This is a genomic window from Streptomyces sp. NPDC030143, from assembly GCF_055573695.1.
Genome location: NZ_JBVIAY010000002.1, coordinates 331,570 through 350,179, shown reverse-complemented (window position 1 = coordinate 350,179; position 18,610 = coordinate 331,570). Strand labels below are relative to the sequence as shown.

At 72.6% G+C, this 18,610-nt stretch carries 16 protein-coding genes; 8 read left to right on the top strand and 8 right to left on the bottom strand.

The annotated features are described in order from the left end of the window. Positions 1-70: 70 nt before the first annotated feature. Positions 71-889, bottom strand: a complete 819-nt coding sequence (locus ACZ4YY_RS04665; protein WP_468283809.1) for an AIM24 family protein — start codon at positions 887-889, stop codon at positions 71-73. Between the two features lie 100 nt (positions 890-989). Between ACZ4YY_RS04665 and ACZ4YY_RS04660 the strand changes: the two genes are divergently transcribed. Then, complete coding sequence (locus ACZ4YY_RS04660) at positions 990-1,748, top strand: SDR family oxidoreductase (protein WP_468283807.1); 759 nt, start codon at positions 990-992, stop codon at positions 1,746-1,748. Between the two features lie 213 nt (positions 1,749-1,961). On the opposite strand, the gene alc is transcribed toward ACZ4YY_RS04660, so the two are convergent. Both alc and allB read right to left on the bottom strand, forming a co-directional pair. Next, a complete protein-coding gene (gene alc, locus ACZ4YY_RS04655; protein WP_468283805.1) occupies positions 1,962-3,077 on the bottom strand; it encodes an allantoicase in 1,116 nt (371 codons plus the stop codon). A gap of 52 nt (positions 3,078-3,129) precedes the next feature. Then, positions 3,130-4,470, bottom strand: a complete 1,341-nt coding sequence (gene allB / locus ACZ4YY_RS04650) for an allantoinase AllB (RefSeq protein WP_468283803.1) — start codon at positions 4,468-4,470, stop codon at positions 3,130-3,132. Between the two features lie 280 nt (positions 4,471-4,750). Between allB and ACZ4YY_RS04645 the strand changes: the two genes are divergently transcribed. Next, positions 4,751-5,551 carry an IclR family transcriptional regulator gene (locus ACZ4YY_RS04645; RefSeq protein ID WP_468283801.1) on the top strand — a complete coding sequence of 267 codons (801 nt, stop codon included), beginning with the start codon at positions 4,751-4,753 and terminating at the stop codon, positions 5,549-5,551. 276 nt (positions 5,552-5,827) lie between these two features. Here the strand turns inward: ACZ4YY_RS04645 and ACZ4YY_RS04640 are convergent, their stop codons facing one another. Then, positions 5,828-6,142, bottom strand: coding sequence for a DUF5955 family protein (locus tag ACZ4YY_RS04640; RefSeq protein ID WP_468283799.1), 315 nt, complete (start codon positions 6,140-6,142; stop codon positions 5,828-5,830). A gap of 189 nt (positions 6,143-6,331) precedes the next feature. Between ACZ4YY_RS04640 and ACZ4YY_RS04635 the strand changes: the two genes are divergently transcribed. After that, positions 6,332-6,931 carry a nucleotidyltransferase family protein gene (locus ACZ4YY_RS04635; RefSeq protein WP_468283797.1) on the top strand — a complete coding sequence of 200 codons (600 nt, stop codon included), beginning with the start codon at positions 6,332-6,334 and terminating at the stop codon, positions 6,929-6,931. Positions 6,932-7,126: 195 nt separating this feature from the next. After that, positions 7,127-8,749, top strand: a complete 1,623-nt coding sequence (gene aceB, locus ACZ4YY_RS04630) for a malate synthase A (protein ID WP_468283795.1) — start codon at positions 7,127-7,129, stop codon at positions 8,747-8,749. 4 nt (positions 8,750-8,753) lie between these two features. Here aceB and ACZ4YY_RS04625 read toward each other — a convergent pair whose 3' ends face one another. Together ACZ4YY_RS04625 and ACZ4YY_RS04620 are read right to left on the bottom strand one after the other, a co-directional pair. After that, positions 8,754-9,032, bottom strand: coding sequence for an Rdx family protein (locus tag ACZ4YY_RS04625; protein ID WP_468283793.1), 279 nt, complete (start codon positions 9,030-9,032; stop codon positions 8,754-8,756). After that, a complete protein-coding gene (locus ACZ4YY_RS04620) occupies positions 9,029-9,934 on the bottom strand; it encodes a HipA family kinase (protein WP_468284346.1) in 906 nt (301 codons plus the stop codon). Before ACZ4YY_RS04620 ends, ACZ4YY_RS04625 begins: the two co-directional genes overlap by 4 nt. A 640-nt stretch (positions 9,935-10,574) precedes the next feature. Between ACZ4YY_RS04620 and ACZ4YY_RS04615 the strand changes: the two genes are divergently transcribed. Beyond that, entirely contained in the window at positions 10,575-11,105 is a 531-nt protein-coding gene (locus ACZ4YY_RS04615; protein ID WP_468283791.1) for a DUF4396 domain-containing protein, read from the top strand. Positions 11,106-11,188: 83 nt separating this feature from the next. Here ACZ4YY_RS04615 and ACZ4YY_RS04610 read toward each other — a convergent pair whose 3' ends face one another. Together ACZ4YY_RS04610 and ACZ4YY_RS04605 are read right to left on the bottom strand one after the other, a co-directional pair. Continuing rightward, positions 11,189-12,802 carry a multicopper oxidase family protein gene (locus ACZ4YY_RS04610; protein WP_468283789.1) on the bottom strand — a complete coding sequence of 538 codons (1,614 nt, stop codon included), beginning with the start codon at positions 12,800-12,802 and terminating at the stop codon, positions 11,189-11,191. Positions 12,803-12,893: 91 nt separating this feature from the next. Beyond that, positions 12,894-13,349 (bottom strand): hypothetical protein, encoded by a 456-nt coding sequence (locus ACZ4YY_RS04605; protein ID WP_468283787.1) that lies wholly within the window; start codon positions 13,347-13,349, stop codon positions 12,894-12,896. Positions 13,350-13,611: 262 nt separating this feature from the next. Between ACZ4YY_RS04605 and ACZ4YY_RS04600 the strand changes: the two genes are divergently transcribed. The 3 genes from ACZ4YY_RS04600 (at position 13,612) to ACZ4YY_RS04590 (ending at position 18,549) form a co-directional block, all read left to right on the top strand. Then, positions 13,612-13,908, top strand: a complete 297-nt coding sequence (locus ACZ4YY_RS04600) for a heavy-metal-associated domain-containing protein (RefSeq protein ID WP_468283785.1) — start codon at positions 13,612-13,614, stop codon at positions 13,906-13,908. Positions 13,909-14,022: 114 nt separating this feature from the next. Then, positions 14,023-16,299 (top strand): heavy metal translocating P-type ATPase, encoded by a 2,277-nt coding sequence (locus tag ACZ4YY_RS04595; protein WP_468283783.1) that lies wholly within the window; start codon positions 14,023-14,025, stop codon positions 16,297-16,299. Positions 16,300-16,875: 576 nt separating this feature from the next. Continuing rightward, entirely contained in the window at positions 16,876-18,549 is a 1,674-nt protein-coding gene (locus ACZ4YY_RS04590) for a purine-cytosine permease family protein (RefSeq protein ID WP_468283781.1), read from the top strand. Positions 18,550-18,610: the final 61 nt, after the last annotated feature.

Here is an 18,610-nt window from a genome sequence, read left to right as displayed (position 1 = left end):
CCTCCTTGTCGGTGCTCGGTGGGTCCACTGTCGTCAGTGCGGACCCGGACCGGTCCCGGAAGTCATCGGTTCATCCCGCGCCGGTGGAGAACAGTCCGCCGGTCGGCCCCTGTCTGTCGCCGCCCTGGGCCTTCCTCAGCGCGTCGGCGAGGCCCGCGAGGGTGAGGGACTGGAGGATCACCCGGCCGTCGCCCTCCAGGACGGCCAGGGAGAGGCCCTCGCCGCCGCGGACGGCGTTCATCAGGCCCTGGCGGTTGAGGCCGCCGACGCGCTGGACGCCGTACCGGACGCCCTCCTCGAAGGCGACCAGGCAGCCGGTGTCGACCTCGACGCGGCCGCCGAGATCGGCCGGGTTCAGGTCGATGAAGTTGCCGGCACCGGCGATGATCACCGTGCCGTGACCGGTGAACTTCTCCAGGACGAAGCCCTCGCCGCCCTTCGTGCCGGTGCGGCCGCCCTGGAAGGCGACGTCGAACTCGACGGTGGACTCGGCGGCCACGAAGGCGTCCTTCTCCGCGAACCACGCGCGCGTGCCGTCCAGTTCCAGGGCGCGCATCTCACCGGGGAGCACGCCGGCGAAGCCGACGGTGCCGTCGGTGCCCTGCGCGGTGAAGTACTGGAACGCCGGTGACTCGCCGGCGAGGGCACGCCGGCCGACCTGCATCGCGGTGCCCGTGGCCTGGCGCAGCATGCCGCCCATGGCGCCCGCCGTGCCGCCGCCCGGGGCCCGGCCGCCACTGTCCGACGGGCCCGACAGACGGGTCTCCATGGTCACGTCGGCCGTCTTGAACAGGAACTTGCCCGCCTCGCAGTACACGGTCTGGCCGGGTCCGAGGGTGACGACCGCCATCTGCATGGCGGTGCCGACGATGTCCTGCCGAAGAGTCACACGGGAAGAACGAGGGAGGTGAGGCGGAGAGTTCCGGCCGGCCGGGATCGATGTCCGTTCGCCGCCGGTGCCGGCGGGCGCGGACGGCTGGGATGGGGGCATGACGAACTCGAACGGAATCGCGAACGGCAGACTGGACGGCAAGGCGGCCCTGGTGACCGGCGGCAGCCGCGGCATCGGTGCGGCGACGGCGCTGCGGCTGGCCCGGGAGGGCGCCGACGTGGCCCTGACCTACGTGAACGGCGCGGAGGCAGCAGTGGACGTGGTGCGGGCCGTCGAGGCCCTCGGGCGGCGGGCGGTCGCCCTGCGCGCGGACTCGGCGGACGCGCGGGAGGCGGCGGACGCCGTGGGGGCCGCTGCGGAGGCGTTGGGCGGGCTCGACGTGCTGGTCAACAACGTCGGGGTAGGGGTGCTCGGGCCGCTCGGGGACCTGCCGCTGACCGAGGTGGACCGGGTGCTCGCGGTGAACGTACGGGGCGTCTTCCTCGCCTCGCAGGCCGCCGCCGGCCGGATGGGGGCCGGCGGCAGCATCGTCACCGTCGGGTCGTGCATGACCCGGCGGGTGCCGGGGCCGGGCGGGACGCTCTACGCGATGAGCAAGGCGGCGCTGGTGGGTCTGACGAAGGCGCTGGCCAGGGAGCTGGGGCCGCGGGGCATCACGGCCAACATCGTCCATCCGGGGCCGACCGACACCGACATGAATCCGGCGGACGGGCCGTATGCCGCGGGTCAGGCCGCAATGACCGCGCTGGGCCGCTTCGGCACGGCGGACGAGGTGGCGTCCACGGTCGCGTACCTGGCGGGTGCCGCCTACGTCACGGGCGCGGAGTTCTCGGTGGACGGGGGACACGCGGCGTGAGGCGGCCGGCTCGCGACCGTCGCGGCGGTCGCGGGCCTGCCGCTCGCCGGCTACCGGTGACCGCGGGGCCCGCCGTCGGCGCGGGGCTGCGCCGCGTGCACCGCCCCCGCCCGGCCCCGTCCACGCCACCGCCGCCACCGCCGCGGACCTGGACGGGCGTCGTCGTCGAGCACCCGACGGGCCGACCCTCGTGCCTCCGCCCGGGGGCTCCGGTCAGCCGCCCAGCTCCTGGTGTCTGGCCGACAGGCGGGTCGCGCCCTCCTCGGTGAGGGAGCCGAACAGGCGCAGCCGGGAGATGCCGCCGTCCGGATAGATGTCCACGCGCGCGTGGGTGCCCACGGCGGTCGCCGGCAGGACGAAACGGTGGTTGGTGTCGGGCTGGAGGCGGGTACGCGGGAGGATCTCCCTCCAGTCGCCGTCCTCGCCGTCGCGCACCGACACCGACGCCCAGCCGGCGCTGTTGCCCTTCAGGTAGGCCGTGTCGATCTCCAGGGCGCGGACGCGGGACTGGGCGACCAGGCGGTAGCGGATCCAGTCGTGGCCCCGGTCGCGGCGGCGGCGGGTCTCCCAGCCGTCGTCCATCTTGCGGGAGCGGCCGGGCTGGATGGTGTTGTCGGCCGGGGAGTAGAAGCGGTCGGAGGCGTCCTCGACCTGGCCGCCGTTCTCCAGGGCGACGACGTCGAAGGTGCCGAGGACGTCCAGCCAGACGGGGTCGGGGACGACCTCGCCGTACACGCGCAGGCGGGCGATGCCGCCGTCGGGGTGCTGCTTGAGGCGCAGGTGCGTGAAGCGCTGCTCGGCGGAGACGGCGAACCCGTTCGCCGCGTGGCCGCCGACCGGGGTGCGCGGGACGAGGGTCGTCCACTTCACGTCGTCGCCGAGCAGTTCCCGCGGGGAGGGGGAGCCGGTCACCGAGGTGGCCTCGACCGACACCGCCTGCGGGTAGTTGCCGCGGAAGTGGGCCGTGTCGACGACGATGCCGCGGATCACGCCCGGCGCGCCGAGGCGGACCAGCGCCCAGTCGTGGTCGTCCGCGGTCGGCCAGGGGTGGTCGGCCGAGGCGCCGCGCCGGCGGCGGGTCTCCCAGCCGTCCATGACCTTGCCCTTGTGACCGAAGTGCTCCGGGTCGAACTCGGCGGGCCCGGGCACCAGCAGATTCTCCCGCTGGGCGAAGAACTCGTCGTTGGCGGCGATCACACCGGCGCCGAGCTGCCGGTCGGCGAGGTTCGCGAACCGGGTGAAGGGGAAGTCGGCGGTGCGGTAGTCCGCGTAGGGGTCGCCGCCGCCGTAGGGGTTCGCGTCGCCGGTGAAGCTGGGTATCGCCGTCACGATGATCAGATCGTCCTTTCGGGGTCGGCCGGTGCGGGCGAGGGAGGGCGGCTCAGTGGTCCCGCGTCAGCAGGCGGCCCTTCGGTGCGGTGAACCGGCCGTCGGCGACGATGCGTTCGCCGCGCAGCCAGGTGGACTTCACGACGCCGTACAGGGTGCGGCCCGCGTAGGCGGTGACCTGGTTGCGGTGGTGCAGCGCGGCGGGGTCGACGGTGAACGTCTCGTCGGGCGCGAGGACGGCGAAGTCGGCGTCGCGGCCCGCCGCGATGGCGCCTTTGCGGTCGTCGAGGCCGACGAGCCGCGCGGTGCGCGTGGACATCCAGCGGACCACGTCCTCCAGGCCGTGCCCCCGCGCGCGTGCCGCGGTCCACACGGCCGGCAGGCTGAGCTGGAGGCCGGAGATGCCGCCCCAGGCCGTGGCGAAGTCGTCGGTCTTGAGGTCGGCCGTGGACGGGGAGTGGTCGGTGACCACGCAGTCGATGGTGCCGTCGGCCAGCGCCTGCCAGAGCAGGTCCTGGTTGGCGGCCTCGCGGATGGGCGGGCAGCACTTGAACTCGCTGGCGCCGTCCGGGACTTCCTCGGCGGTGAGGGTCAGGTAGTGCGGGCAGGTCTCGACGGTGACGCGCACGCCCTCGGCCTTGGCGGCGGCGATGAGCGGCAGGGCGTCGGACGAGGACAGGTGCAGGACGTGCACGCGCGCGTGGAGACGTTTCGCCTGCGCGATCAGGCTTGCGACGGCGGTGTCCTCGGCGTCGCGGGGGCGGCTGGCGAGGAAGTCGGCGTACCGGGGGCCGCCCTGCTGCGGGGCGGCGTCGAGGTGGTGCGGGTCCTCGGCGTGCACGATCAGCAGGCCGTCGAACCCGGCGATCTCGGCGAGGGACCGGGCCAGTCGCTCCTGGTCCAGGTGCGGGAACTCGTCGACGCCGGACGGGGAGAGGAATGCCTTGAAGCCGAAGACGCCGGCCTCGTGCAGCGGACGCAGGTCCTTGACGTTGTCGGGCAGGGCTCCACCCCAGAAGCCCACGTCGATGTGCGCCTTGTCGGCGGCGACCTCTCGTTTGACGCGCAGGTGGTCGACGGTGGTCGTCGGCGGAAGGGAGTTCAGGGGCATGTCGACGAGGGTGGTGATGCCGCCGGCCGCCGCCGCGCGCGTGGCGGTCCAGAAGCCCTCCCAGTGGGTGCGGCCGGGGTCGTTGACGTGCACGTGCGTGTCGACCAGGCCGGGCAGCACGACGTGGTCGCCGACGTCCTCCAGGCGGGCGCCGCCGGGGACGGGGGCGTCGTACGGCAGGACGGCCGTGATCCTGCCCGCCGCGACGGCGACCGAGGCGGCGCGCGTCCCGTCGGGGGTGATGACGCGCGTCGAGCGCAGCACCAGTTCGGCGTCGGACACCCGGGCCCCTCTCTGTCGCTGTTGACTTCCGCGAGAACGGGATCGACTCCCCATGGTCTCCGCGAACGGAATTCAACGATCTGTTGAAGGAGTCTTCACTCACACCCGCACGGCGTCAAGGGCACACTTCTCCACGATGCACCCGTCGGCCCCGCTCTGGATGTTTCCACAAAACGGAATTACGATTCCGACAGGCAGAACGTAGCTACGCACAAGCGGGGAGTCAACCGACCGCCGGGTAGGCTTCAGCTCTTCCCGCCTGTTTCGAAAGGAACGCGCCGTGCCGACGTCCAGCGCCAGCACCACCGACTCCGCCAGGTCCGCCGGCGGAGGGGTCCAGTCCCTCGAGCGCGCCTTCGACCTGCTCGAGCGGATGGCGGATGCGGGCGGCGAGGTCGGCCTGAGCGAACTGTCCGCGAGCAGCGGGCTGCCGCTGCCCACCATCCACCGCCTCATGCGCACGCTGGTGGTCTGCGGATACGTCCGCCAGCAGCCCAACCGCCGCTACGCGCTCGGCCCCCGCCTGATCCGCCTCGGCGAGTCCGCTTCCCGGCTGCTGGGCACCTGGGCCCGCCCCTACCTGGCGCGGCTGGTGGAGGAGACCGGGGAGACGGCGAACATGGCGCTGCTCGACGGTGACGAGATCGTGTACGTGGCGCAGGTGCCGTCCAAGCACTCGATGCGCATGTTCACCGAGGTCGGCCGGCGCGTCCTGCCGCACTCCACGGGCGTCGGCAAGGCGCTGCTCGCGGACTTCCCGGACGACGAGGTGCGCGCCCTGCTCCGGCGCACCGGTATGCCGGCCGCGACGGACAAGACGATCACCACTCCGGACGGCTTCCTGGCCGCCCTCCAGGACGTGCGCAGCCGGGGGTACGCGGTCGACGACAACGAGCAGGAGATCGGCGTCCGCTGCCTGGCCGTCCCGGTCCCCGACTCCCCCACGGCGGCGGCCATCTCGATCTCCGGCCCGGCCGGCCGCGTCACGGAGACCGCGACGGAGCGGATCGTCCCGGTGCTCCAGCAGGTGGCGGCCGAGTTGTCGGTCGCCTTGACGACCACGGGCGGCCCGGCGGCCTGACACCACGGGACAGCCGCCGCACGGCACGGGACAGCCGCCGCACGGCACGGGACAGCCGCCGCCCCGTACCCGCCTCACCACACGGGACAGCCGTCTCACCGCACGACCCGAGCCGCAACCACCGCACGACCGACCCGCCCTCACGGCACGGACAGCCGCCTCACCTCTCGGCGCGGCTGAACGAAGGGTGCGGCGCCGGCCCGACGCCGCGCCCGGCAGCGTCCGGCCCCCGCGGGACGGCGCCCGGCGCCCCTGCCCCGGGGCCGGCAGGCCGGCTCACCCCCGGGGGGCCTGCCCGAAGAGTTCGACCGCGTCCCGGACCTCCGACAGCCCCCGGGCCAGGGCGCTCACCGAGCCGATCGCACCCGCGATCAGCAGCAGGGAGCGGCGCAGGCGGGGGATCTCGGGGACACCGTGGCCCGCCATCGCGGCGAGGGCGGCGAGTTCGTCCTCGGCTATGACCCGGTCCTTGAACTCGGCCGGGTGCGCTGCCAGTTCACGGCGCAGCCGGGAGACCGCCGCCCGCAGTTCCACCACCCTCGGATCGTCGTCGCTGCCGGTCACCGGCCTCTGCCCCAAGCTCCGCAACACAGCTCTCCCCCCGCGCACGTCTCGGTGCGCACCTACGTCTCGTCCTCCCCCGGACGTCCCCGTGACGCTGGTCGGCGCCGGGGGACGCGGGTCAGTAAAACGTCTTCCCGACCGGCTCCGCCACCGTGGGGACCGAAATTCAGCCCTGCGGAACCGCGCGGCCACCGCAGCGTCAGGTATGCAGAACCCATGACGCACACGGAAGACCAGGTCGCCGGGCTGCTCCTCGCCGCCGGCGGCGGGAGGCGCCTCGGCGGCCGCCCGAAGGCCCTGTTGACGCACCGCGGGCGGCCGCTGGTGGAGCACGCGGTGCGGGTGCTGCGCGAGGCCGGCTGCACACGGGTCCACGTGGTCCTCGGGGCCGCCGCCGACGCCGTGCGCGAGCGGGCGCGGCTCGACGGGTGCGTCCTGGTGGTGAATCCGCGGTGGGAGCAGGGCATGGGCGGCTCGCTGCGGGCCGGGCTGGACTCGCTGGCGGGATCGGGGGCGCGGGCGGCGCTGGTGTCGCTGGTGGACCAGCCGGGCATCGGGGCGGAGGCGGCCCGGCGGGTGCGCGCGGCGTACACGGACGAGTCGTCGCTGGTGTCGGCCGCCTACGACGGCGTGCGCGGGCATCCGGTGCTGTTCGGCGCCGCGCACTGGGCCGCCGTCGCCGCGACTGCGACCGGCGACCGGGGGGCACGCGCCTATCTGAAGGAGCGCGAGGAGGCGATCACGCTCGTCGAGTGCGGGGACGTGGCCCGACCGTACGACATCGACACACAGGCGGACCTGGTCCACCTCGAGTGACCGCGGTGGCACGGGGAGCCACCTTGCCTCGATCCGGAGTATCTCGACATCAACAAACCATTGAACTTCCACGATGAGGAAACTAGTATCCACTCATCAGAAGCACTGCCCGCACTCCCCCGCTCTCGGAGTGCTCCCCGCCGTACCCGGTCTCCTGGCACCCGGTGCCACGCTCGCTGAAGGAAGTGACAGCTCATGTCCGCACCAGCGCCGTCCCCGCTGGCCATCGTCGACGCCGAGCCCCTGCCCCGGCAGGAGGAGGTCCTCACCGAAGCGGCCCTCGCGTTCGTGGCCGAGCTGCACCGCCGGTTCACGCCGCGCCGTGACGAACTCCTCGCCCGCCGCGCCGAGCGCCGCGCCGAGATCGCCCGCACCTGCACCCTGGACTTCCTCCCGGAGACCGCCGCGATCCGCGCGGACGACTCCTGGAAGGTCGCCCCGGCCCCTGCGGCCCTCGACGACCGCCGTGTCGAGATCACCGGTCCCACCGACCGCAAGATGACCATCAACGCCCTGAACTCGGGCGCTCGGGTGTGGCTCGCCGACTTCGAGGACGCCTCCGCGCCGACCTGGGAGAACGTCGTCCTCGGCCAGCTCAACCTGATCGACGCGTACACCCGGAACATCGACTTCACCGATCCGGGGTCCGGCAAGTCGTACGCCCTGCGCCCCGACGACGAGCTCGCCACCGTCGTGATGCGCCCGCGCGGCTGGCACCTGGACGAGCGTCACCTCCAGGCCGACGGCCGGCCGGTGCCCGGCGCCCTCGTCGACTTCGGCCTGTACTTCTTCCACAACGCCCGGCGCCTGCTCGACCTCGGCAAGGGCCCGTACTTCTATCTGCCCAAGACGGAGTCGCACCTGGAGGCCCGCCTCTGGAACGACGTGTTCGTCTTCGCACAGGAGCACATCGGCATCCCGCAGGGCACCGTGCGCGCCACCGTCCTGATCGAGACCATCACGGCCGCGTACGAGATGGAGGAAATCCTCTACGAACTGCGCGAGCACGCCTCTGGTCTGAACGCCGGCCGCTGGGACTACCTGTTCTCCATCGTCAAGAACTTCCGTGACGGCGGCGCCCGGTTCGTCCTCCCGGACCGCAACGCGGTCACGATGACCGCCCCGTTCATGCGCGCCTACACCGAACTGCTGGTGCGCACCTGTCACAAGCGCGGCGCGCACGCCATCGGCGGCATGGCGGCCTTCATCCCCTCCCGCCGGGACGCCGAGGTCAACAAGGTCGCCTTCGAGAAGGTCCGCGCCGACAAGGACCGCGAGGCCGGCGACGGCTTCGACGGCTCCTGGGTGGCCCACCCCGACCTGGTCCCGATCGCCATGGAGTCCTTCGACCGGGTCCTCGGCGACCGGCCCCACCAGAAGGACCGCCTGCGCGAGGACGTCCACGTCGAGGCGGCCGACCTGATCGCGATCGACTCCCTGGACGCCAGGCCGACGTACGCGGGCCTGGTCAACGCCGTCCAGGTCGGCATCCGTTACATCGAGGCCTGGCTGCGCGGCCTCGGCGCGGTGGCCATCTTCAACCTCATGGAGGACGCGGCCACCGCCGAGATCTCCCGCTCCCAGATCTGGCAGTGGATCAACGCGGGCGTCGAGTTCGAGAACGGCGACAAGGCCACCCCCGAACTGGCCCGCAGGATCGCCGCGGAGGAACTGGCGGCCGTCCGCGCCGAGATCGGCGAGGAGGCCTTCGCGGCCGGTCACTGGCAGCAGGCCCACGACCTGCTGCTGGAGGTCGCGCTCGACGAGGACTACGCGGACTTCCTGACGTTGCCTGCGTACGAGCGGCTCCGGGGCTGAGCCCTCAGGAAGCCGGTCGGTCCGAGTGGCCCAGGGACTTCCCCGGGGCCACTCGGTCGCGCACGGCCCGCTTGACGGCCGTCGGTTCCGGAAAGCCGTGCGCGCGGCGGTCCCAGACCACCTCGTCGCCCACGCGGACCACGAAGACGCCTCCCTTGCCGGGCTTCAGCGCCAGTTCCGTCACCTCCGACTCGAACGTCGTGAGCAGTTCCTGGGCCAGCCACGCCGCGCGCGGCAGCCAACGGCACTGGGTGCAGTACTCGATCTCGACACGGCCGCTCATCCGAGGTGCACCGACCAATCCTGTCGGGCCGCGGGCTGTCCGTGCAGGTCGGGGACCTGCTTGAGCCACGCGGGGCGTCCCTGCTGGTTCCTCGCCGCGCGCAGGGTCTCCTCCGCGGCGAGTTCCTCCCGGCTCGGGAAGTCCGTGGGCAGCCACCGGCTCGAGGCGCGCACGCGTGCGGAGAGGTACGTCACGTAGGCCTCACGGGCCTCGCCGGGGGAGGCGAAGTCGGTCAGCCAGGCGTCCGGGACCCGCGCCACGATCTGCCGCAGCAGGTCCCCGGTCACCCGTGGCGCCAGCTCCGCGTCCGCCGCGCGCACGTCCGGGGCGTAGCGGCCCAGGGCGTGGTGGCGGAAATCGTACGCCTTCTCGGGGTCCGAGCCGTCCCAGCGGTGGTGGAAGACCAGGGCCGCTCCGTGGTCGATCAGCCACAGGCGCGGGGGTGCCGTGCCGAACGTCGGCCACACCATCAGGTTCGAGCTGTGGACCGTACGGTCGACGTTCGCGGTCAGCGCGTCCAGCCAGACGATCCGGCCCGCCTCCAGCGGGTCCACCCGGAGGGCCCCGGCGACCTCCGGGGTGAAGTCACGCGCCCCCGGCAGGTAGTCCATGCCGAGATTGACGCCGGCGCTCGCACCGTGGAGGTCCCGCACCTCCTGGTGGGGCTCGTCGTCGGCGATCGCCGGGTCGAAGCGCACCAGGACCAACTCGGGGAAGCGCAGCCCGAGGGCCCGCGCCAGTTCGCCCACGATCACTTCGGCGACCAGGGCCTTGCGGCCCTGCGCGGAGCCGGTGAACTTCACGACGTAGGTGCCGAGGTCGTCGGCCTCGACGACAGCCGGGACGGAGCCTCCGGAGCGCAAGGGTGCGACGTAGCGGGTCGCTGTGACCTCCCTCAACATGTTCCAAGGCCCCACGGCTCGTTCACCTTGCGTTCCACAGCCAGCTCCTACGCTCTGTCATCCAGGCGAACCTCTCCGATCAGCCCTGGGAAGCATGTGAGGAGTTTCCGACCTCCTCGTTCCCCCTCCGAGCAGTCCGTCAGTAGCGGTGCGCTCTCTGCTGGTCCGGCATGCATTGAGCATAGTAATCAAGCGTGACAGCGGGCCGCCCGCCCCAGAGCGGTGCCGATACGCCGCCAGTCCGCGAGGTCCGGGCCCGTCGCACGGACCAGACACCGCGGCGGGCCTGCGGTCCGGCGGCGATCCGTCACCGCGTCCGGGGCGCCCAGGGCCCCGATCACCCGCTCGACCCGTCTCCCGCCACGCACACAGCCGCGCCCCTTCGCGAGGTCCGCGGTGCGGCGGATCCCGAGCAGCCCGTCGATGGCGGCGCGCCTGGTACGTCCGGCCTCGGGCAGGAGGTGAGCACGGTAACCGAGCGTGACAGCCGGCGAGGAGTCCGTCAGCCTGGAAGGGGCGGCGGAACGTGGGCGCCCTCGCCGGAGACGGGAAGACACCGGGGGAATACCCCCAGGGGGTATACGGTTGGGAGTGTGCAGTCCCTGGAACGGGCCACCGGACGGGAATGGGGATGAAGGTCATGGACCACAGCTCGCACCACATCGACACTCCGCACGACGACGTCACGTACGGAGGCCACGGCCACGAGGGCCACACGGCCGACCACGCCCACGCGGGTGCCTCCTGGGCCACGGCGGTGAAGGCGACGCTGCACTGCCTGACGGGGTGCGCCATCGGCGAGATCCTCGGCATGGTGATCGGCACCGCGCTGCTGTGGGGCAACGTGCCCACCATGGTTTTGGCGATCGCGCTGGCGTTCCTCTTCGGCTACTCGTTCACCCTGTTCGCGGTGGTCCGGGCCGGCCTGTCCCTCAAGTCCGCGATCAAGGTGGCGCTGGCCGCCGACACCGTCTCCATCGCCGTGATGGAGCTCGTCGACAACGCCATCATCGCCCTGACGCCCGGGGCGATGGACGCCCACCTGTCCGACGGTCTGTTCTGGTCGGCCCTGCTGGGCGGGTTCGGGGTCGCCTTCCTGATCACCACGCCGGTCAACAAGTGGATGATCGGGCGTGGCAAGGGCCACGCCGTAGTCCACGCCTACCACTGACGAACCGGGCGCGTTTCGGCGGACGGGGAAGGGCCGCGTGCTCCGGCCGGGGACCGGAGCACGCCCGCCTCACCTGTCAGCCGTCACGCCCGGTAGGCGACGAGGGCCATCATGCCCACCTCACCGTGGTAGACGTTGTGGCAGTGCAGCATCCACTGACCCGGGTTGTCGGCGTCGAACACGACGGACACCGTCTTGTTCGGCAGCACGAGGGTGGTGTCCTTGCGGGCACCGGCGCCGCCGAGCTGGAAGGTGTGTCCGTGCAGGTGCATCGGGTGCCACATCTCGGTCGTGTTGACGAAGTCCAGCCGGACGCGCTGCCCCTCCTCGACCAGGAAGGGACGGGCGTCCGGGTTTCGCATGTCGAACGGACGGCCGTTGATCGCCCAGTCGTACTTCTCCATGCCGCCGGTCAGTTCGACGCGGTGGACGACGTCCGCCGCCTTCGCGGGCAGGCGCACCGCGTCGGCCGCCTCCAGGGCGGAGGCGGTGAGGACCGTGCCGTCCAGTTCCCGGGGGCGGACGGTCGCGGACGGCGCGCCGCCGGATCCCGTGCGGACCAGGGCCAGGCCCGTCGCGTTCTTGCCCTCGGCGAGCGCGACGAGTGGGAAGACACCGTCGCCGAGCGTCACCAGGGCGTCGTAGCGCTCCCCCATGCCGATCAGCAGGGCGTCGGTCTGCCGGTGCTCGACGGGGTAGCCGTCGGTGTGGGTCACGGTCATCCGGTGACCGCCGAGCGCCACCCGGTAGGCGGTGTCGCCGCCCGCGTTGACGAAACGCAGCCGCACGCGCCGGCCCGGCTTGCCCGGGTAGACGTCCGGGTCGGCCGGGACCTTGCCGTTGACGAGGTGGTAGGGGTACTCCACGTCGCCCGCGTCACCGCCGAGCAGGTCGCTGGTGGCGCCCATGAGCATGAACCGCGACCCGCCGGCGCCATCGCCGGAGGGGGACACGGACGGTGCGGAGCTCGTCCCGTCCGCGCCCATGTCGTCCATGCCGTGGCCGGACATGTCATGACCGGAGCCGCCGGAGCCCGACGAGCCGTGACCGCCCATGTCGCCCATGCCCCGCCGCAGTTCGGCGAGAACCTCGTCGGGGGTGCCGGTGACGCCGTCGAGCCAGTCGTCGAGGACGATCACCCATTCGTCGTCGTAGGAGAGCGGCTCCTCGGGGTCCTCGACGATCAGCGGGGCGTACAGGCCTCGGTCGAGCTGGACGCCGGAGTGCGGGTGGAACCAGTAGGTGCCGGGGTCGGCGGCGATGAAGCGGTAGGTGAACGTGCCGCCGGCGCGGACGTCCCCCTGGGTGACCATCGGTACGCCGTCCATGTCGGAGCGCAGGGCCAGTCCGTGCCAGTGGACGGAGGTAGGGGTCCCGTCGGGGAGCCGGTTGGAGAGTTCGGCGACGAGGGTGTCCCCCGCGGAGATCCGAATCTCCTTGCCGGGGGCCTGCCCGCCGTAGGCCCAGGTGGCGGCCCTGACACCGCCGAGGTCGAGGGTGACGGGGGCCGCGGTCAGGGCGACCCTGCGCTCGACGCCGGTGCCGCGGCGCCTGTTCTCGGTACGGGCGACGGCCGATCCGGAGGGGCTCATCAGGGTCGGTGTGGACGACGAACCGCTGCCGCAGGCGGCGAGCGCGCCGGCGCCGGCGACGCCGAGGCCCGCGAGCAGGAGGGAGCGACGGTTGATGCTGTTCACGGTACGGGGTCCTCTTCTCTGTGCGCGGCGTCACCCGGGAGGCGACGCCCATGGCTGTGACCGGGTCCCGGCGGTGCCGGGAGGGCCGCGCCTATATGCGCAGGTGAGAGAGGACGGACAGGTCGGGCGGCGCGCGTTCGGCGGAGCGGGCACACGCCGGGCCGGCCGAGGGTGCGGGGGCCGGGGAGACGCTCGCGCGCGACACCGCTCTCGGCGGGGAGGGCTTGACCTGCTCGGTGAGTGCGGCGCCGCAGTGCTGGACGAAGCTGTGCGAGCAGTCCATGGCGTCGCCGGCGTGTCCGGCCGGCGCCTCCCCGTGGGCCGACGGCTCGTGCCCCGTGGCGTGCGGCGCGGACGCGGGGTGACGGTCGGCTTCCCGCTCGGCAGTCGCGGCCGTGGGGGCGCGGGGGACGTCGCGGAGAGCGGTCACCGCGCTGACGTCATGGTGAACGAGGACGGCGAACGCGGCCCAGAGGGCCACCAGCACGCCGAGCGCCGGGCCGCCGCCCACCGCCCCGGTCGACGCCGACCCGCGGTGTCGCCTCATGCGCGTCCCCACTCGGCCCGTCTCCCCGTCGCCCGGTAACGTTCACCTCGGAGTATACCCCCTGGGGGTAACAGTGTCGCCTCGGGCCGCGCGGCTCGGCCGGCGGATCGATCCGGCGCAACTCGCCCGCTCAACCGACGCAGGCAGAGCAACACGAGATGCAGATATACCCCCAGGGGGTATATAGTCGGCGGTGTCGGGAGGGCCGGAAGCGACGCCCTCCCGGGCGAACCCCTGCAACCGCACCCCGAGGGAGCGACCCATGACCACCCAGACCGACTCCGGCTCCTGCTGCTCCTCCGGCGGCTCCTGCGGCTCGGGCGCCGCGACCGACGTCCAGGGCGTCGGCGTCACCACCGTCTACGAGGTCTCCGGCATGACCTGCGGCCACTGCGAGGGCGCGGTCTCGAAGGAGATCTCCCTCCTCGACGGTGTCACCGACGTCCGCGCCGTCGCCGGGACCGGCGAGGTCACCGTCACCTCCGCCGCCCCGCTCGACGAGGAGGCCGTCCGCGCCGCCGTCGACGAGGCCGGCTACGAGCTCGTCGGGCGGGCCTGACGGCCCCGTCGGGGCCTCCTCCCCCCCGGCACGCACCACGCATCCTCCCGCGCCGGGAGGCGCCGCTCCGCTGATACGGACGCCGCGCCTCCCGGCCTCTCCCAGGAGACACGCATGACCAGTACGGCTCCCGAGAAGACCACTCCCGGCACGGTCCCCGCGCCGCCCTCCGCCTCCCGGGTCGAGCTCTCCATCGGCGGCATGACGTGCGCCTCGTGCGCCGCCCGCATCGAGAAGAAGCTCAACCGGATGGACGGGGTCACGGCGACCGTCAACTTCGCCACCGAGAAGGCGAAGGTCTTCTATCCGCAGGGCACCGAGGTCGCCGACCTCATCGCCACCGTCGAGAAGACCGGCTACACGGCCGAGGAGCCGGCACCTCCGGTGACCGAGGAGGAAACCGCGGAGTCACCCGCCGGCCCGGACGGCGAACTGCTCTCCCTGCGGCAGCGGCTGTGGGTGTCGCTGACCCTGTCCGTGCCCGTGGTGCTGATGGCGATGGTCCCGGCCCTGCAGTTCGACAACTGGCAGTGGCTGTCGCTGACCCTGGCGGCCCCCGTCGTCGTGTGGGGTGCCTTCCCCTTCCACAAGGCCGCCCTCACCAACGCCCGGCACGGTGCCGCCACCATGGACACGCTCGTGTCCATCGGCACGCTCGCCGCGCTCGGCTGGTCGCTGTGGGCGCTGTTCCTCGGCCACGCCGGAATGCCCGGCATGCGGCACGGTTTCGAGTTCACCGTCTCGCGCGCCGACGGCTCCTCCGCCATCTACCTCGAGGCCGCCGCCGGTGTGACCGCGTTCATCCTCGCCGGGCGCTACCTGGAGGCGAGGTCCAAGCGCAAGGCGGGCGCGGCGCTGCGGGCGCTGCTGGAGCTGGGCGCGAAGGACGTCGCCGTACTGCGGGGCGGAACGGAAGTACGCATCCCCGTCGCGCAGTTGGCCGTGGGCGACCGGTTCGTCGTACGCCCCGGCGAGAAGATCGCCACCGACGGCACCGTGGTCGAGGGCACCAGCGCGGTGGACGCCTCCCTGCTGACCGGCGAATCGGTGCCCGTGGACGTGACCGTCGCGGACACCGTCACCGGCGCCACGGTCAACGCCGGCGGCCGGATCGTCGTCGAGGCGACCCGCGTCGGCGCCGACACCCAGCTCGCCCGCATGGCCGAGCTGGTCGAGGACGCCCAGAACGGCAAGGCGCAGGTGCAGCGCCTCGCCGACCGGATCTCCGCCGTGTTCGTCCCGGCCGTCCTCCTCGTCGCCGTCGCCACCCTCGGCGGCTGGTTCGGCGCCACCGGCGACGCCACCGCGGCGTTCACGGCCGCCGTCGCCGTACTGATCATCGCCTGCCCCTGCGCCCTGGGTCTGGCCACTCCGACCGCGCTGATGGTCGGAACCGGCCGCGGCGCGCAGCTCGGCATCCTCATCAAGGGCCCGGAGGTGCTGGAGTCCACGCGCCGCGTCGACACGGTCGTCCTGGACAAGACCGGAACGGTCACCACGGGGCGGATGACCCTCCGGGACGTGTACGCCCGTGGCGGCGACGAGGGCGAACTGCTGCGGCTGGCGGGCTCGTTGGAGCACGCCTCCGAGCACCCGGTCGCCCGGGCCGTCGCCGCCGGGGCGATCGAGCGGGTCGGCAGTCTGCCGGTGCCGGAGAACTTCGAGAACGTCGTCGGCCTCGGCGTCCAGGGCGTGGTCGACGGGCATGCCGTCGTCGTCGGACGCGAGCAGCTCCTGGCCGAGTGGGCCATCGAGCTGCCCCGTGAGCTCGCCGAGGCCAAGGCCGCGGCGGAGGCAGAGGGGCGTACGGCGGTCGCCGTCGCCTGGGACGGCGAGGCCCGCGGCGTCCTGACCGTCGCCGACGCGATCAAGGACACCAGCGCCGAGGCGGTCGCCGAGCTGCGCCGACTGGGTCTGAAGCCGGTGCTGCTGACCGGCGACAACCGGCTCGTCGCCGAGTCGGTGGCACGGGCCGTCGGCATCGAGGAGGTCATCGCTGACGTCCTGCCGCAGGACAAGGTGGACGTCGTCCGGCGACTGCAGGCCGAGGGCCGTACGGTCGCCATGGTCGGCGACGGCGTCAACGACGCGGCGGCCCTGGCCGCCGCAGACCTGGGCCTGGCCATGGGCACCGGCACCGACGCGGCCATCGAGGCCGGCGACCTGACCCTCGTCCGCGGTGACCTGCGGGTGGCGGCGGACGCGATCCGCCTGTCCCGCAGGACCCTCGCCACCATCAGGGGCAACCTCTTCTGGGCCTTCGGCTACAACGTCGCGGCGCTGCCGCTGGCCGCGGCGGGCCTGCTCAACCCGATGATCGCGGGCGCGGCGATGGCGTTCTCGTCCGTGTTCGTCGTGACGAACAGCCTGCGCCTGCGGTCCTTCACGTAGCCGGGCGCGCACGCCGGTCCACCGGTGCCCCGCCCACGAGGTGGGGCACCGGTGCGTCGCACCGCGGATCCCGTGCCGGGCACCTCGCCGCGTGTGCGCCGGGATGCGGTCGGGACCGGCCGGGATGCGGTCGGGATGCGCCCGGGACGCACGCGAAGCGGTCGGCGGCCCGCGCGTCCGCGGGTGGTCCGACGCGCCGGGACGGAAGGCGCAACCCGCTCAGAGCTCCAACAGGAAGAGACCGCGCTCACCGCGCACCTCGCCTCCTCTGTCGCTGGCTCGGGGCGGTCACCGCCTTCCTGGCCTTGGCCGTCGTCGGCCTGACCGGACAGGACGCCCAGCACCGGTCCGGGCCTGACGGGGGGTCGCCTGCGCCCGGGGCGAAGCCGCAGCGGGCCGCGGTGACCCGGCCGGCCGTTCCCCGGCCCGTACGGCCCCCGGGCGTCCCCGGGCCCCGGAGTCTGCCGAAACACGTCCTTCATGCACGAGGTGTGCGCGGGTAACGACGGCCTCCTAGCGTCCCCCGTCAGTGAGCCGCCCCCCGGCAAGTCCCCCCTCGCAGCAAGGAGGCGTGGCATGAGCAGCGAGCCACGACTGGCAGAAGTCACCGGACCGGACCGCGCACCGACGGCGGCGCCCGGTGCCGACCAGGCCGTCAGGGAGACCCTGGAGGACTACACCCTGCGCTTCGCGCCGCGCAGTTACCGGCGCTGGTCCCCGATGGTGGTGGCGACGACCGCCCTCGGCGGCATCGCCTACATGGCCGACTTCTCCATCGGCGCCGGCATCGGCCTGGCGCACGGCACCGGCAACGCGCTGCTCGCGATCCTCGTCGCGGCCGTCGTCATCTTCGTCACCGGCTTCCCGCTGGCCTACTACGGGGCCCGCTACAACATCGACCTGGACCTGATCACGCGCGGCTCCGGCTTCGGCTACTTCGGCTCGGTCCTCACCAGCGTCATCTTCGCCAGCTTCACCTTCATCTTCTTCGCCCTCGAAGGCTCGATCATGGCCCAGGGCCTGGAGCTGGGGCTCGGACTGCCGCTGTGGCTGGGCTACCTGGTCTCGACCCTCATGGTGATCCCGCTGGTCATCTACGGCATGAAGGCGCTGAGCAGGCTCCAGGTGTGGACGACGCCGATCTGGCTGCTGCTGATGGTCGGCCCGCTGGTCTACCTGGTCTCCACCGACCCGGGCACGGTCGACCGCTTCCTCGCCTACGCCGGCACCGATCACGAGGGCGGCATCGACACCGCCTCCGTGCTGCTGGGCGCGGGTGTGTGCCTGTCGCTGATCGCGCAGATCGGCGAGCAGATCGACTACCTGCGGTTCATGCCGCCGAAGACCGAGTCCAACCGGCGGGCCTGGTGGACGGCCGTGGTGATGGCCGGCCCCGGCTGGGTGGTGCTGGGCGCGCTGAAGCAGGCCATCGGCGTGTTCCTCGCGGTGTACATCCTCGCCGAGGTGGGTCCGGCCGCGGCGCCCGAGCCGATCCAGCAGTTCAAGGGCGCCTTCGACGCCATGATGCCGTCCTGGCTCGTCGTCCCGCTGGCCGTGGTCCTGGTGGTGATCAGCCAGATCAAGATCAACGTGACGAACGCGTACTCCGGCTCCCTCGCGTGGACCAACTCCTTCACCCGCGTCACCGGGCGCTATCCGGGCCGGATGGTCTTCGTGGTGGTCAACCTCGGTTTCGCGCTCGCGCTGATGGAGGCCGACATGTTCAGCTTCCTCAACGGCATCCTCGGCTTCTACGCGAACTGCGCGATCGCCTGGGTGGTCACCGTCGCCACCGACATCGGCGTCAACAAGTACCTGCTGAAGCTGTCCCCGCACGCCCCGGAGTTCCGTCGCGGCATGCTCTACGCCGTCAACCCGGTCGGTGTCGTCGCCTTCGTCGCCGCCTCGGGGCTGTCCATCGCCCTGTACTTCCACGTCTTCGGCGACACACTGCAGCCGTACTCCCCCGTCGCCGCCGCCGTCATCGCCTTCGTCCTCACGCCACTGACGGCCGTCGTCACCCGCGGCAGGTACTACCTGCGGCGCACCGACGACGGCATCGCCGAGCCGCTTGTGGACGAGGACGGCAACCCCAGTGCCGTGACGTACGAGTGCCATGTGTGCCGGCAGCGGTTCGAGCGTCCGGACGTGGCCGCCTGCCCGACGCACGACGCCGTCGTCTGCTCCCTGTGTCTGAGCACCGACACGGTCGGCGACCACGTGCTGCCGGCCGCCCCGGCCACCGTGTGACACCCCCTCACCCCGCCGAAGGGCTCCCGCGAGTCACGTCCTCGCGGGAGCCCTTCGTCCT